This is a genomic window from Halococcus sp. PRR34 (assembly GCF_028617175.1).
Taxonomy (GTDB): Archaea; Halobacteriota; Halobacteria; order Halobacteriales; family Halococcaceae; genus Halococcus; species Halococcus salifodinae.
In genome coordinates, this window is sequence record NZ_JAQJDA010000007.1 from 148969 (window position 1) to 163004 (window position 14036).

The window sequence follows — 14036 nt, forward strand, 5'->3', positions numbered from 1 at the left end:
CATTCGGGTTGTCAGTTCGTCTCGCTCATCGCGTAGGCGTTGATGCGCTCGTCGCGGCGCGCGCTCCACTCTACCCGATTGTTCACGCCGTAGACGCTGTACTGGCGATTCAGGAAGATCCACGGGGCTTGCTCGCGACAGAGCGCGTTCGCCTCTTTGAGGAGCGACGCACGCCGCTCCTCGTCGCTCGTGGACTGGGCCTCCGAAATGAGCGAGTCGAGCTCGTCGTTGCTGTAGGAGGTGAGTGCACCGTCGCTCGTCAACAGCGGAATGATCGTCTGGCTCGCGTCGAACGTGGCGTTGCCCCACCCGATCAGGTAGAAGTCCGGGCCGGTCGTGATGTCGCCGTCGGTGAGTTCGCCCGCGAGCGTGCTGAACTCGCGCTGGCTGATCCCACACGAGACGTTCGAGAGCGAGTCGATCTGGCTCACGACCGCCTGGGCGATCTCGACGTCCTTGAGGTAGCGTCCGACTGGCGTGTGGAGCGTGATCTCCGCGCCCGCAAAACCACTCTCCTCGACCAGCGACTCGGCTCGATCCTGATCTTGTGGGTAGGGCTCGACGTTGCCGTTGTACCCGACGAACCCCTCCAGGGTCGGCTGCCCCGTCGGATCGGCGAACCCCGAAAGCACGTTCTCGATGATCCCCTGGAGGTTCACCGCGTAGTTCATCGCCTGGCGGAACTGGGGGCTCGAAAACGGCTCGACGTCGTAGCGCATCGCGTTGTAGATGACACGCGTGCTCGGGACCGCGCTCAGTCCCGCGCTGTTGCTGGAACGAACCCGCTGGGCGTCTTGGGGCGGGACGTTGACTGCCACATCGGTCTCGCCCTCCAGCAGCTGGTTGACACGGGTACTCGACTCCTCAGCGGCGTTGAACGTGAGCTGTGAGATGTCGGCCGGCTCGCGCCAGTAGTCCTCGTAGCGCGAGAGCACCACGCGGACGCCCTGTTCGTAGGCATCGAGCTGAAACGGCCCGGTGCCGTTCATGTTCTGGGCGATCTCCTCCTGGGAGCGTTCCTCGACCCACGACTGCTGCATGATGTCGCCATAGGTCGCAAACGACGCGAAGACGATCGGGTTGAACCCGTCCGACATCACGTCGACCGCGCGCTCGCCGTCGACGACTTCCGCGCCGGTCACGCCAGCGAGCTGGTCGGCCTGGGGACTGGCGAATCCGACGTCCTCTTTGACGATCCGATTGACGCTGAAGGCGACGTCTTCGGGGGTGAGGTCGTCGCCGTTGTGGAAGGTGACCCCCTCCTGGAGCGTGAAGCGCACCCGCCCCTCCTCGACGCGCTCGTAGTCGGTGGCGAGCTTCTGGATAACCTTGCCCTCTGCATCGCGTGCGAGCACACCCTCGTAGGCGTGGAGCACCACGTTGTCGGTCGGCGTCTCGCGGTGGTTCTGCGGGTCGAGCGTCGACGGTGGTTGACCCTGCGTGATCGTCACCGCGAACTCGCCGGTGCCCGATCCGCCCCCGCTCTCGTTGCCACCGCCGCTTTCGTTGCCGGCTGCGGTACCGTTTCCGTCCTCCGCTCCGCCGCTGGGCGTGCTCTCTGCGGTATCGGCTCCGCCGCTGGCGTTGCCACCGCCGCCAGAACCGTTGTTGCCACCGTTGCCACCACCGCCGGAACAGCCGGCGAGCGCGGTCGTCGCTGCCGCGCTCCCGGCGAGCGCGAGGAAGCGCCGCCGGCTCGTCGAACGATCGTCCGTGTCAACCATGTTCCGCACATTGGCGCATCGTGGTATATATGCTACGGTAGGGGTTAACAGCCCTACTGGTCCAACTTCTGTTTTCTCACTGGCGTCTCAAGCGATACACCGAACGAAAGCCAGTTCCGGCGTTCATAGAGCGGATATGTTCGTGACCTAGTACGGCTGACACTGCCGATTATCGATCGAAAAGGGTTATTTTCATTTCCACAACGAGTGGTGCACTCTTGACCAGGGTCTTGGTCGACCGACGGAGCCGCTTGGAGCGTTCTCGATGAAAAACACCGAATGCGCTGACGAACTCCGTAGCGGTCGTTTCATGGCGATATCGAAGTACCCGTGCTCGATGACCGTAGTGACTGTCTCGTAATACTACACACTCGATTCTATTCTAGCCGAGGGTCCGGCGTTCGCTGACGGGCGATTTCCCGACACACGGGGAACTCACTTGCCGAATCAACGGTTCAAGAACAGCGCTCCTGTCGTTTACCGCAATCCCAGTCATTATGGATTGGGGCCTGCAGACTCCGGAGTGTGTCATCATATACCGATCGGCGAGGCTTTCTGAAAGTCGCAGGCTCGGTCGCCGCATCATCGACTCTCATCGGAACAGCGAACGCAGCGGGCCGAGGAAGCGGCACTCGATACGCGGCGTTCAACGTTGTGGACCTGAACACGGAGCAGGTACAACAGAAGGGCGACGAACAAGCCGCTGCTGCCGCTCGTGTGATTCAGGAGATCGACCCGGACGTCATCGTCGTTAACGAACTTGCCAACAACATCCAAAAAGCGAGAGTTGCAGACGGCGTTCCTACGGAGAAGACGAACATCCAAGCGTTCGTCGACAACTATCTCAGTGAACCACAGCATCGAACCCTCGACGGGATCGAGTATGAATATACGCTCCAACCGACCAGCAACACGGGCGTCCTTCCCGAGGAGCCGTACGACTTCAACAAGGACGGCACCGCCGGCGAACGCCCGGGTGATGCGTTCGGGTTCGGTGTCTTCCCCGGCCAGTACGCGTTCGGGATCGCAAGCAAACATCCGTTCGACGAGGCTAACATCCGGTCGTTCCAGAAGTTCCGCTGGACCGATATGCCCGGGAACCTGATTCCGCTCGCGGGTGAGGCCGGGGTCGATACGGATGGCATCTACCTGACGGAGGCCGAGACGGATGTCTATCGACTCTCCTCGAAAACCCACATCGATGTCCCGTTCGAGGTAGACGGTGGGACGGTTCATGGACTGTTCAGCCACCCGACCCCGCCCGTCTTCGACGGCCCGAACAACTTCAACGGGCGGTGGAATCACGACGAGGTGCGGTTCTTCGCGGATTACGTCGCCGGGGCGGACTACATCCACGACGACAGCGGGAGGAAGGGTGGACTCGCGGACGACGCCTCGTACGTCCTGATGGGCGATATGAACGCCGGTCCGGGGGATGAACCACTCGATCCGGCGACGAAGTACTTCATCGAAAACGACGATTTCACCACCCGACGTCTGCCGACGAGTCCGGGTGGCGCACAACGAGGCAACCCGTACGCGACCGCCACCTTCGATGCCAGACCGAAAGTCGATTGGGTCCTTCCGTCGCCGGATCTCTCGTTGCGGTCGTCCTCAGTCGTCTGGCCGAGCAAGAACGCATCCAAACGCGGGCTCGGCGAGGCCGTCGACACTGCGTCGGACCACCGGATGGTCTGGGCAGATATCGACAACCGGCAGCGAGGGGCCTCCGGACGACCATCACGATAACCGATTCGACCATCCGTTCACCGTCCAATACTGGAACGATTCTATACCGCGTCCGGTGGATATCCGCTGAAGCACGTCGGTTGCTCCGCCACTTCTCTTCGCTACGGCTCTGCTGGAGCAACTATGTCGGCGATCTGAGAAAAATCCGCCTCGCACTACTCCACGGTGTTCCGGATCGAGAATCACGTCGTCCGAATCCTGCATATCGAGTCATCGATCGAACGATTTCGATATGCAACGCCGAGGCTCATCCCTCCGATCTCGTGTCCGCGATCGAAGATGCGCTGGACGAACGCAAGCCAGTCACCGCCTGTGGTCCGGGTGGTCACCCGAGCAGAACACCTTCGACGAATCGATGTACAAAATCCGGTGATCAGGTGAATCAAAACGGGCGGCGAGCACCCGTGACACACTGATCCCGCACCCCCGGGCGTCGTCGACCGGCCCCAGCAGCCCGTACTGTTAAGGTTGCGTGTGTGATAGCGTTAGCATGGCCGCCTACGGCCGGCCGACCCTCCGGGATCTGTTCGACGACTCGCCCACCCCCCACATCGCCCACCCGCCGCGGACCCACCATCGGGAGTTCTACGTCGCCACCGACGGGTCCTTTCGCGCCGCGGGTGGCGGCCTCGGCGTCGTGATCGAAACCCGCGACGGCGAGCGCGTCGCACGGCTCTCGATTCCCGACGACCCGCCGGACAACAACGTCGCCGAGTACCGCGCGCTCCACCTCGGCCTCGACGTGCTCGCCGCGCGCACGCCGCCGGGGACCCGCGTGGGCGTCCTCGTCGATCACGATGCGCTCGCGGCGAACGCGAACCGGACTGTGCTCGCCGCCCGCCGCTCGGACTGGCGCACCCACCCGGTGTCGGTCCCCGCGGATTCGCGCCACCACTGGCGCGGGATCCGGGCACGCCTCCGGGAGTTCGGGGCGTGTCGCGTGGCGCGCATCCAGAGCGGCGAGAACCCCGCCCATCCGCTCGCCAACGCTCCAGACCAGTACGGCCACGTCAACGACGAGACCAATCGGTGTGTGCGCCCGATCCCAGCCGTCGACCGCCGCGAGGAGGTCCCACCACCCTCGCGTGCCGATCGCCCCGCCAGCGATTGAGGCGGCGTCGCTCCGTGACCGGGTTGCCGGCGTCGGACCGATACGGCGACGCTGTCGGTCGTTGGCCCGGCAAATGCAACCCCCGAGCACAACCGAGCGGCCCATGAACCTATAAGAGATGCGACCGAAGGGAGGGACACGAATGCGAACGGGAGTGGGTACATCGTATGGCGGTTGACGCCGGTGGTACGGACGGGCCCCCGCCCGTCGCCGACGACCTGATCCTCGTCTCGAACCGCCAGCCGTACACACACAGCTACGAGCACGACGACGCGGGCGAGCGGACCATCAGTGTCAACCGGCCCGCCGGCGGGCTCACGGCCGGACTCGATCCCGTGATGCAGGAGACCGACGGGACGTGGGTCGCGTGGGGCGACGGCGAGGCCGACGCCGACGTCACCGACGAGAACGGTGAGGTCCGGATGCCGCCCGAGTCCGAGGCCTACACCCTCAAACGCCTCTGGCTCTCCGAGGAGGAGGTCGAGGGCTACTACTACGGCTACAGCAACCGGGTGCTCTGGCCGCTGTGTCACGGCGGGACGATGAAGACCGAGTACGTCGAGCGGTTCTGGCAGCGCTACCAACAGGTCAACGAGCGCTTCGCCGAGGCGGTCGCGGAATCGGCGAGCGACGATCCCCTCGTGTGGTTTCAGGACTATCACTTCACGCTCGCGCCGCGCGCCGTGCGCGACGCGCTCGACGACCCCTTCATCATGCATTTCTGGCACATCACGTGGCCCGGCTGGGACACGTTCCGGGCGTGCCCGCAGGGTCAGCAGCTGCTGGAGGGGCTCCTCGGGAACGATCTCTTGGGGTTCCACGTCGAGCGCTACTGCGAGAACTTCCTCGACTGCGTGGATCGGGCCTTGGAGGACGCCTTCATCGACGAGGAGGGCGGCCGGATCAACTACGAGGGTCACACTACTACTGTTCGAGCGTTCCCGCTCGGGATCGACGCTGAATCGATCCGTGAGGAGAGCGCGGCCGCCGACGCGTCGTTCGAGGCCGACATCCGCTCGACGTACGACATCGGTGCCGACACGACGATGATCGTCGGCGTCGACAGGCTGGATTACACCAAGGGGATCGTCGAGCGCCTCGAAGCGCTCGAACGGCTCTGGGAGACCGAACCCGAGTACCAGGGGACGGTGACGTACGTCCAGAAGGCGAGCGAGAGCCGGTCGTTGATCCCCGACTATCAGGACCTCCAGCAGAACGTCCGGGAGACGATCGAGCGGATCAACGACCGCTTTGGAACCCCGGACTGGCAGCCCGTGGTCTACATCGACGAGTTCATCCCCCAGTCCGAGCTCTGCGGGCTGTATCGCTACTCCGACGTCATGTTGGTGAGCGCGGTCCGGGACGGGATGAACCTCGTCGCGAAGGAGTACGTCGCGGCGCAGGTCGACGATGACGGCGTGTTGGTGCTCTCGGATCAGGCCGGCGCGCACGAGGAGCTCGGCGAGCACGCGCTCACGATCAACCCCTACGACACCGAGTCGTTCGCCGACACCATCCAGCAGGCGCTCGCGATGGCTCCCGACGAGCGCCGCGACCGGATGGCCGCACTCCGCGAACAGGTCGCCGCGCACGACCTTTACGCGTGGATGGACGACGTGTTCGCGACCGCCCGCGACCTCCGCGAGCAGCGCGATCACGATGGCGGGTGAGTCGACCCGCGGTGACGGATCCGAAGAGAGCGTCGGGAAAAACGCCGGCAACGACGGTCGTCCGCCGGCGCTGTTCGACGGCGGCGAGCCGCTCGCGACGATCGCCGATCGGCTCGCCGCCGCCGACGGACTCTCCTTCTGTACGGACTTCGATGGCACGCTCTCGGCTATCGAGGAAGACCCCGACGCACCCGAGATTTCACCGGAAAACCGCGAGATGCTCCGGACGCTCCGCGATCACGACCGGGTCCGGGTGGCGGTCATCAGCGGCCGGGAGCTCGCCGACCTTCGATCGCGCGTGGGGATCGAGGGGATCGCGTACGCCGGCAACCACGGTCTCGAAGTGTTCCACGACGGCGAGACGACCGTGCATCCGGTGGCGAACAAACGCCAGCACGATCTCGAACGCATCGTCGACGACCTCGACGACCGGCTCGCGGACACCGACTGTTTCGTCGAGGACAAATCGGTGAGCGCGACGATCCACTACCGCGCGGCCCCCGAGCGGGCCGAGGCGGTCCAGAACGCAGTCGAGGAGACCGTCGATCGGATCGCGCCGGGCGGGTTCGAGCGCTCGACCGGTAAGGAGATCGTGGAGCTCACGCCGGCGGTCGCGTGGGACAAGGGCGCGGCGCTCTCGCTGTTGACCACGGATTTCGAGGGATGGCTCCCGATCTACGTCGGCGACGACACCACCGACGAGGCGGCCTTTCGCGAACTCGGCGAACGGGGAATCGGCATCCACGTCGGTACGGGTGAGGACACCGCGGCGGACTACCGGATCGACGACCCGCCAGCGGTCGAGCGGTTGCTCGACTGGTTCTGTACTGAGGGGCTCGCTGCGATCGATCGATCGTCGTCTGCCTAGGACGATCCGCTGGCCTCCTCGCCGTCCGCACCCGGCGGACACACCGACGGAGGGAGTGGCTGTCGTCGGTCGAGGACCGAGTACCCTCACCGGCACGCGCCGCCCGGAGACTTATGTCCTCAGCAGTCGATAACAGTTGTATGGGACTCTCGGACCTACTCACGTCGAAGCGATCGGGCCTTGTCAGCGCGGTTTCGATGCTGGTTGAGGCCGGGCTGGCGCTGTACCGTGGTGACAAGAAGATCGCGGCGCTCCTGTTGGGCGCGGCCGCGCTCGCGTACCGCTGGAGCTTCGTCGGGGCGATCGCTGAGATCCTCATCCGGGCGTACCAGCGGCTCCGATAGCCACACGCATCGCTCGTCCTCCAGTTGACCGATAGAACAGGGCTGATTCGTGACGACTCGGCGCTTACCGATCGTCAGTTCTACGCGCCGGCTTTCTCGATCGCGGTTTCGAGTTCGTCGCGCTGAGTCACGCCGATGAACCGCTCGACCACGCCATCGTCGTTCTCGATCACGAGCGTCGGCAGCGAGCGTACCTGGTACTCGTTGGCGACCTCCTGATCGGCTTCGACGTCGATCTTCTCGAACTCGACGTCACCGTTCAGATCCTCTTCCATCTCCTCGAGGATCGGGTCCTGTGTCTTGCAGGGGCCACACCAGTCCGCGTAAAAGTCTTTCAACCGAACAGTCATGCGTTCCCGCTAAGGTAGGCGTGCCGCGCGCATAAGCGTTTCCCACCCGTGCGTTCCGGTCGCCCTCGCGTCCGTCCACACCACCCGAGCACGCCGCGGCACACGACGAAAGGCTTAGGCCCGCGGCTCGCGGAGGAGAGATATGAGCAGCGGCGAGAACTCCGGCGGACTGATGTCGAGTGCGGGTCTGGTCAGGTACTTCGACGCCGAGGACCGGAACGCCATCCGAGTCGATCCGAAGACCATCGTTGCGTTCGGTGTGGCGTTCGGCGTCCTGATCCTCGTGCTGAACGTGCTGTAACGCGGCACCGTCCTTTCTGCCTTCCACACCTCTCCATGACTCTCACAGCCGGCGTGATCGCGGTCCAGGGCGACTTTCGGGAGCACGCTGCCGCCATCGAGCGCGCGGCGCGCGCCCACGGCGAGCGCGTCGAAACGGTCGAGATCCACACCGCGGGCACTGTTCCGAAGTGTGACCTCCTCCTGCTCCCCGGCGGCGAGTCCACTGCCATCTCGGCGCACCTCCATCGCGAGGGGATCGCGGCGGAGATCGAGGCCCACGTCGCGGCCGGCAAACCCCTCCTCGCGACGTGTGCGGGGCTGATCGTCGCCGCCGCCGATGCGGGCGACGACCGGGTCGACACGCTGGGGTTGATCGACGTCACCGTGGATCGCAACGCCTTCGGCCGCCAGCGCGACAGCTTCGAAACCCATCTCGACGTCACAGGATTGAACGAACCGTTCTCGGCGGTGTTCATTCGAGCACCACAAGTCGCGTCGGTCGGCGACGCGGACGTGCTCGCGTCGTTCGACGGTCATCCCGTCGCGGTCCGTGATGGACCGGTTGTCGGGACCGCGTTCCACCCCGAGCTCACCGACGACGCGCGCATCCACGGCCTCGCCTTCTTCGAGACGGTCCCTGTTCAATAGGCAAAGCCACAATCGAAGCAACTCATCCTCGGTACGTCGATGATTGGTGAACTCGCGATATCCTCCTACACGGCCGTATGAAGAGAGTAGCATATCTATCAAAATGCTGAAACAACACCATTATGATACTGCCATAAGACGAAAATGTATGCAACGGCGAAAATATTTGGCAAGCATAGCAGTCCTCACCAGCGGGTCAGTTCTCGCGGGCTGCTCAGGTGGCGACGGTAGCGGAGGGAACAATTCAAGCCAAGGGAACGGTAGCACTACCACATCCGCCAACGAAGATACTCCCACCGAGACTTCGACTTCCACTACCTCTGAAGGAACCGACAGCGAAGCAACCGCGGAGGCAACTGACGCGACGACCGATACTACTGGCGAGACCTCCACTGAGGGTGAGACTACTACGGAATCAGCGACCGAAACCGAGACGCAGACCCAAACCGAAACCTCGACGCAAACTTCAACTCAAACGTCTGGTGCTGTCGAAATAGCCAATTCGGAGATCGTTGAGGGTGATATGGAGACGGGGATCACCGCGGAGGTAACGAACACCGGTGATACTCGCCTTTCGTACATCGAGGTTCAGGCAGCGTTCCGGAACGAGGCCGGGGACATCCTCGATACCAATTACACGAACGTGGTCGGACTCAAAAGTGGACAGACCTGGGAAGCGTACGTGTCGTATCTCGGCGACGAAACCGTTGCCGACGCCGAACTCGAAGTGGCGGACACCACCGCCGGAGAACTCGCGCCGCCGCCCGAGGGTGTCGAACTCATCGAGGATAGTTTGGAGCCGCCCGAGGACGAGTTCGGGTCCCCTTCCGTCGTCGGACGAGCCGAGAACGGTAGTGACAGTTCGGTTGACTATCTTCAGGCTATGGTTTCGTTCGTCGCCGAGAACGGGAATTTGCTGAGTTCCGGCTCGACGAACGTCTCGAATCTACCCGGTGGCGAAACCTGGCGGTTCGAGGTGGAGTATCTCGCAATCAGTCCGAACAAACCGGACGAGCCGAGCGACTATACCGTCACTCTGACGACGTCGATACAGTAACCCTCTCCCGAACATCTCCTTCCTGATCTGGTGGCCGACTGGCGAGACTGTCGATGGGGCCTGGGTTCCACCGCCGGCAGTGACAGACTTTTCATCGCGCGCCACGTCGAAGAGCTATGCACGCCCACATCGACGCGGTCCGTGTCGCGGGCACGCCCTCCGGGCCGGTCCCCGTCGTGCTCCTCGCGAGCGACGGCGAGCCCGACCTCTTGCCGATCTTCATCGGGTTCAACGAGGCGACCGCGATCGCCCGTGGTCTCGACGCGATCGATATCGGCCGGCCGCTGACCCACGATCTCCTGCTCGACGTGGTCGAGGAATTGGGTGGTCGGGTCGACCGCGTGGTGGTCGACGCGATCGAGGAGAGCGACGAGGGTGGCGGGACCTACACCGCGAACCTCCACCTCGATACACCGCGCGCGGACGCCGTGATCGACGCCCGGCCGAGCGACTCGCTCGCGCTCGCCGCGCGGACCGGTGCCGATATCGAGGTCGATCCGAGCGTGTTCGACGAGGGCGGTCGACCGCGCGAGACCTTCGAGGAGCTCCAGGACATCCGCGAGGTGGACGAGCTGTGAGCGACGATCGCACTGCCACTGACACGAAACCGGCCGAAGAACCCGTGCTCGACGAGCTGTTCGCGGTCATCGAAGAACGCCGGGACACCCTCCCCGAGGGGTCGTACACGGCGTCGCTGTTCACCCACGAGAAGGGTGAGAACGCCGTGCTCGAAAAGCTGGGTGAGGAGAGTACGGAGCTCGTGCTCGCGGCGAAGGACGACAACCAAGAAGAGCTTCTCCATGAGAGCGCCGACATCGTTTATCATCTGCTCGTGTTGCTCGCGATGAAGGATGCGGACGTCGCGGATCTGCGCGCGGAACTGCGCGAACGGCGGTAGCCCCGCTCAGAGGAGTCCGGCGATTGCCCCGCCGATCGCACTTTCGAGCCCCGAAACGATCGCGACGACCAGCCCGACGAGGAGCGCGCCGCCGCCGAGCAGCCCGCCGAGCGGGCCACCGGCGAGGCCGGCACCGATCGTGATCGCGATACCGAGGACGATTGCGAGCACGATCCCGCCGATCGATCCCGCGAGGAAACCGTGCCACGCGCCGTTCCCGATGCCGCCACCGGCGATGTAGCCCGCGACGAACCCCGAAATGATTCCGGCGACGAGCGGGCCGATCCCGATCGGCGCACCGACGATCCCGAGCACGATGTGAACGAGAAATCCGATCCCGACCGCACGCCAGTTCGTCATATGGGGAGTAGTCGGTGTCGTGGTATATCTGTGTCGGCGACAGTGAGTGCGGGCAATGGGATCCTACCTCGGCCGCTCGCCGCCGACTGACGCGTTTTTACGTTCGTACGTGCTATCGCCGGCCATGATTTTCGAGGATCTGCCGACGACGCCCACCGCGGAGGAGCTGATCGACCGGGCGTTCTCGCGGGCGACGCGGGCGGGTCGGGCGAAATCCGGGCTTGAGGCCCAGCAGTCGATGCTCCAGACCGCGGCGAACGTGCTTTCGGACAATCTGGAACACGTCGTGACGAGCTGGCCGGATTTCGACACCGTCGAGCCCTTTTACTACGAGCTCGCCGACTCGCTCGTCGATGTCGATGCCGTTCGACAGAGCCTCTCGACAGTCGGGTGGGCGAGCCAGAAGACCGACGAGATCAAAAACGAGTATCAGGGCCGGCTTCGCGGCGACACCGAGACCGCGCGCAAGCACAGAAAGCAGGCGTTTGCCCGGCTCGCGGACGTGGTGGAGGACGTCGCCGACGATCTCGATCGCCTCGGCGAGGCGCGCAACGATCTCCGCGCGCTCCCCGACATCCGCCCCGACGAGCCCACGATCGTGGTCGCGGGCTTTCCGAACGTCGGCAAGTCCTCCTTTGTCAACCACGTCACGAACGCCCGCCACGAGATCGCGTCGTACCCCTTTACTACTACCCGGGTCGGCGTTGGCCACCTCACCCGCGACCACATCCGCTACCAGCTCGTCGACACTCCGGGACTACTCGATCGCGACTCGGGCAAACGCAACGACATCGAGCTCCAGGCCGAGAGCGCGCTCACTCATGCTGCTGACTGCGTGCTCGTGTTCGTCGACGCGAGCGAAGCGTGTGGCTATCCGCTTACCGACCAGCACGCGCTCGAAACCGCCGTCCGCGAGCGCTTCGACGTGCCGGTGCTCACGGTGTGCTCGAAGGCCGACCGCTCGCGCGATCTCGACGCCGATCACTACCTGAGCGTCGAGGAAAGCGAGGGGATCGAGGAGCTGATCGACGCGGCGGTCGACGCGATCGGCTACGAACCCGACCTGCCCTGACGACGGCCCCAACCGCGACGTTTTCACCGCCAGCCGCCGAACTGCCGCCATGCACTTCGATCAGCGTACCCAGCGCGCGCTCGCCGACGCGGGGCTCTCGACCGACGAGGTTCGTGCGGCGAGCGAGGCGGTCGTCGCGGCCACGAACGACGCTGCCGACGAGCTGGAGACCTTTTTCGACGGTCTCGATACGGTCTACTCCGACATGGACCAGGCCCACAGCGCAAGCGAGTTCCCCGAGCACGGCGTGGAGTATCTCGATCTGTTCACCCACGCCGACGACATTCGGGGCTATCTCAGGTTTGGGACGTGGGGCGTCCCGGTCGAAGGTGGGCGCGTGCTCACCGAGGACGTGGTCGAACTCTCGCTTGGGCCCACGATCCACGATCGGGTGCGCTTCGCGGCCGATCGCGACGCGCTGCGGTAACCTGACCACCCGCTCCGCTACCGCTTTTTCGACTCGTCGTTCTGGCGGAGATATCGCCACGCTGCGAGTCCGACGCCGCCGATTGCCGCGGGTACGCCGAACCCTGGTCCCGCACCAGCGCTCTCCCCGTTAGTGGTTTCGTTGCTCGCTGTTTCGGCCCCGTCTGCCGAACCAGTCGTCGCTGGCGTGGAGCCGTTCGCGGTCGCTGCGTTGCGGTCCGTCGTCGCTTCGGTAGTCGATTCCGGTACCGGGCCGGCGCGGTCGGGGAACGTGTAGAGATCTGCCTGGGGAAGCTCGCCGTACTGGTTCCAGCTACAGCCCACGAAGAACTCCCCGGGGACCGCGAGCACGGTCGCCCAGAAGCTCGTGTCCTCGGTCCGTCGCCAGGTGGCGATCTCCTCGGGATTCGCGGGATCGCTCACGTCGTGGATCTTCACGCCGCCGCGGTACCACGACGAGTAGAGCCGGCCGTCGGCGAGATCGAAGTTGTGGGCGGTGGTCCAGAGGCCCCCATAGCTCGGGGCCGGTGTCGGTGGGGCGTCGATCGTGGCGAGCTCTTCGGGATTCTGCGGCGATTCGATGTCCCAGAGCGTGATCCCGCCCGGTCCGCCCTCGCCCTCGACGGCCCACGACTCGACCCCGACACCCATGACGGCGGCGTCCTCGTCGACGGTCACGTAGTGTGAGTTGCCCGGCGGGACGAGCTGTGCACGCCGGAGCGCCTCGCCCGAGAGCGACGCGAGTTCGTCGGGCGCGAGCCCCCCGATTCTGGTGATCGCGGTCGGATTCGACGGGTCACGCACGTCGACGAGCCACGTGCCGGCGTCCCAGTGGGCGATGTAGGCTATTCCGTCCTGTACCCAGATGTCGTGGACCGTCGCGGGAAACAGAGGAATCCCTCCCCAGTTTGGCTCGTCGAGGATCGACCACCGGCCGACGCGCTCGGGGTCGTCGTTCGCGATGTCGACGATCGTCATTCCCACCGTTTCGCCGTCGAACTGCGAGAGGTACGCCCGTCCATCCGTGAGAAAGGCGTTGTGGATGGCGTAGTCGGTCTCGTGGACCGCGACTCGCTTCGGGCTTGCGGGATCACTCACGTCGTAGAGCACCATCGCGTTGAGCCCCGCACCCGGGTTCGCCGGACCGACCACGATCAATCGGTCGCCATCGAGTTTGGCGTCGCGGATGTCCGTGAGGGGGCCGTTCTCACGGTCGGCGAGCAGGCCTCGGCGGTCGGCGAGCACTCGCGGATTTTTCGGATCGCTCAGATCGACGACGCCGAACCCGGTCGTGGCGGCGAGAAAGGCCGTCCGGCCATCGTCGCCCACGACGACTTCGGTCACGCCGTCGAGCGGGATGCGCCCGAGCGGTTCGTACGCCGGCTGTGCGGTTGAGCGCCGGGCGACGGCCGGCAGCGCGAGCGTCCCGGCCGCAGCGCACAGTAGATCCCGGCGTCGCATACGCGGTCTTCGGTCC

At 64.8% G+C, this 14036-nt stretch carries 16 protein-coding genes; 12 read left to right on the plus strand and 4 right to left on the minus strand.

Translation table 11 applies throughout. The annotated features are described in order from the left end of the window. Positions 1–11: 11 nt before the first annotated feature. Positions 12–1724: an ABC transporter substrate-binding protein gene (locus PHA81_RS11005; protein WP_005043890.1), complete on the minus strand. Its 1713-nt coding sequence runs from the start codon at positions 1722–1724 to the stop codon at positions 12–14. A 654-nt stretch (positions 1725–2378) separates the two neighbouring features. On the opposite strand from PHA81_RS11005, the gene PHA81_RS11010 reads away from it, so the two are divergent. The 5 genes from PHA81_RS11010 (at position 2379) to PHA81_RS11030 (ending at position 7466) form a co-directional block, all read left to right on the plus strand. Continuing rightward, positions 2379–3473, plus strand: a complete 1095-nt coding sequence (locus PHA81_RS11010; protein ID WP_273836811.1) for an endonuclease/exonuclease/phosphatase family protein — start codon at positions 2379–2381, stop codon at positions 3471–3473. Positions 3474–3963: 490 nt separating this feature from the next. Next, the gene (locus tag PHA81_RS11015) at positions 3964–4584 is read left to right on the plus strand and encodes a hypothetical protein (RefSeq protein ID WP_005043897.1); all 621 of its coding nucleotides are present in this window, start codon (positions 3964–3966) and stop codon (positions 4582–4584) included. Between the two features lie 167 nt (positions 4585–4751). After that, a complete protein-coding gene (locus PHA81_RS11020) occupies positions 4752–6254 on the plus strand; it encodes a trehalose-6-phosphate synthase (RefSeq protein WP_005043899.1) in 1503 nt (500 codons plus the stop codon). After that, on the plus strand, positions 6244–7122 hold the full coding sequence (otsB, locus tag PHA81_RS11025) for a trehalose-phosphatase (RefSeq protein ID WP_273836812.1): 879 nt from the start codon (positions 6244–6246) through the stop codon (positions 7120–7122). Before PHA81_RS11020 ends, otsB begins: the two co-directional genes overlap by 11 nt. A gap of 140 nt (positions 7123–7262) precedes the next feature. Beyond that, positions 7263–7466, plus strand: a complete 204-nt coding sequence (locus PHA81_RS11030) for a hypothetical protein (RefSeq protein WP_005043902.1) — start codon at positions 7263–7265, stop codon at positions 7464–7466. An 80-nt stretch (positions 7467–7546) separates the two neighbouring features. On the opposite strand, the gene trxA is transcribed toward PHA81_RS11030, so the two are convergent. After that, positions 7547–7816, minus strand: coding sequence for a thioredoxin (trxA, locus tag PHA81_RS11035; protein ID WP_005043905.1), 270 nt, complete (start codon positions 7814–7816; stop codon positions 7547–7549). A gap of 142 nt (positions 7817–7958) precedes the next feature. Here trxA and PHA81_RS11040 point away from each other — a divergent pair, with 142 nt between their 5' ends. The 5 genes from PHA81_RS11040 to hisE all read left to right on the plus strand — a co-directional run bounded on the left by PHA81_RS11040 (position 7959) and on the right by hisE (position 10701). After that, positions 7959–8117 carry a preprotein translocase subunit Sec61beta gene (locus tag PHA81_RS11040; protein ID WP_005043906.1) on the plus strand — a complete coding sequence of 53 codons (159 nt, stop codon included), beginning with the start codon at positions 7959–7961 and terminating at the stop codon, positions 8115–8117. 35 nt (positions 8118–8152) lie between these two features. Continuing rightward, on the plus strand, positions 8153–8746 hold the full coding sequence (pdxT, locus tag PHA81_RS11045; protein ID WP_273836813.1) for a pyridoxal 5'-phosphate synthase glutaminase subunit PdxT: 594 nt from the start codon (positions 8153–8155) through the stop codon (positions 8744–8746). Positions 8747–9269: 523 nt separating this feature from the next. Continuing rightward, complete coding sequence (locus PHA81_RS11050) at positions 9270–9803, plus strand: FxLYD domain-containing protein (protein WP_273836814.1); 534 nt, start codon at positions 9270–9272, stop codon at positions 9801–9803. 116 nt (positions 9804–9919) lie between these two features. Continuing rightward, the gene (locus tag PHA81_RS11055) at positions 9920–10381 is read left to right on the plus strand and encodes a bifunctional nuclease family protein (protein WP_273836815.1); all 462 of its coding nucleotides are present in this window, start codon (positions 9920–9922) and stop codon (positions 10379–10381) included. Further along, positions 10378–10701, plus strand: a complete 324-nt coding sequence (gene hisE, locus PHA81_RS11060; RefSeq protein ID WP_005043913.1) for a phosphoribosyl-ATP diphosphatase — start codon at positions 10378–10380, stop codon at positions 10699–10701. The genes PHA81_RS11055 and hisE overlap by 4 nt, the downstream gene beginning before the upstream one ends. A gap of 6 nt (positions 10702–10707) precedes the next feature. Here hisE and PHA81_RS11065 read toward each other — a convergent pair whose 3' ends face one another. Then, positions 10708–11061: a DUF5518 domain-containing protein gene (locus PHA81_RS11065; RefSeq protein WP_005043916.1), complete on the minus strand. Its 354-nt coding sequence runs from the start codon at positions 11059–11061 to the stop codon at positions 10708–10710. A 124-nt stretch (positions 11062–11185) separates the two neighbouring features. Between PHA81_RS11065 and PHA81_RS11070 the strand changes: the two genes are divergently transcribed. Then, positions 11186–12133 carry a GTPase gene (locus PHA81_RS11070; RefSeq protein ID WP_005043919.1) on the plus strand — a complete coding sequence of 316 codons (948 nt, stop codon included), beginning with the start codon at positions 11186–11188 and terminating at the stop codon, positions 12131–12133. Between the two features lie 49 nt (positions 12134–12182). Next, a complete protein-coding gene (locus tag PHA81_RS11075; protein ID WP_005043922.1) occupies positions 12183–12560 on the plus strand; it encodes a hypothetical protein in 378 nt (125 codons plus the stop codon). 17 nt (positions 12561–12577) lie between these two features. Here PHA81_RS11075 and PHA81_RS11080 read toward each other — a convergent pair whose 3' ends face one another. Further along, the gene (locus tag PHA81_RS11080; protein WP_273836816.1) at positions 12578–14020 is read right to left on the minus strand and encodes a hypothetical protein; all 1443 of its coding nucleotides are present in this window, start codon (positions 14018–14020) and stop codon (positions 12578–12580) included. Positions 14021–14036: the final 16 nt, after the last annotated feature.

Excerpts from the sequence above, each read along its gene's own strand:
- PHA81_RS11005 (WP_005043890.1), bottom strand. The coding sequence starts at position 1,724 with ATGGTTGACACGGACGATCGTTCGACGAGCCGGCGGCGCTTCCTCGCG.
- PHA81_RS11015 (WP_005043897.1), top strand. The coding sequence starts at position 3,964 with ATGGCCGCCTACGGCCGGCCGACCCTCCGGGATCTGTTCGACGACTCG.
- PHA81_RS11020 (WP_005043899.1), top strand. The coding sequence starts at position 4,752 with ATGGCGGTTGACGCCGGTGGTACGGACGGGCCCCCGCCCGTCGCCGAC.
- otsB (WP_273836812.1), top strand. The coding sequence starts at position 6,244 with ATGGCGGGTGAGTCGACCCGCGGTGACGGATCCGAAGAGAGCGTCGGG.
- PHA81_RS11030 (WP_005043902.1), top strand. The coding sequence starts at position 7,263 with ATGGGACTCTCGGACCTACTCACGTCGAAGCGATCGGGCCTTGTCAGC.
- trxA (WP_005043905.1), bottom strand. The coding sequence starts at position 7,816 with ATGACTGTTCGGTTGAAAGACTTTTACGCGGACTGGTGTGGCCCCTGC.
- PHA81_RS11040 (WP_005043906.1), top strand. The coding sequence starts at position 7,959 with ATGAGCAGCGGCGAGAACTCCGGCGGACTGATGTCGAGTGCGGGTCTG.
- pdxT (WP_273836813.1), top strand. The coding sequence starts at position 8,153 with ATGACTCTCACAGCCGGCGTGATCGCGGTCCAGGGCGACTTTCGGGAG.
- PHA81_RS11050 (WP_273836814.1), top strand. The coding sequence starts at position 9,270 with ATGGAGACGGGGATCACCGCGGAGGTAACGAACACCGGTGATACTCGC.
- PHA81_RS11055 (WP_273836815.1), top strand. The coding sequence starts at position 9,920 with ATGCACGCCCACATCGACGCGGTCCGTGTCGCGGGCACGCCCTCCGGG.
- PHA81_RS11065 (WP_005043916.1), bottom strand. The coding sequence starts at position 11,061 with ATGACGAACTGGCGTGCGGTCGGGATCGGATTTCTCGTTCACATCGTG.
- PHA81_RS11070 (WP_005043919.1), top strand. The coding sequence starts at position 11,186 with ATGATTTTCGAGGATCTGCCGACGACGCCCACCGCGGAGGAGCTGATC.
- PHA81_RS11075 (WP_005043922.1), top strand. The coding sequence starts at position 12,183 with ATGCACTTCGATCAGCGTACCCAGCGCGCGCTCGCCGACGCGGGGCTC.
- PHA81_RS11080 (WP_273836816.1), bottom strand. The coding sequence starts at position 14,020 with ATGCGACGCCGGGATCTACTGTGCGCTGCGGCCGGGACGCTCGCGCTG.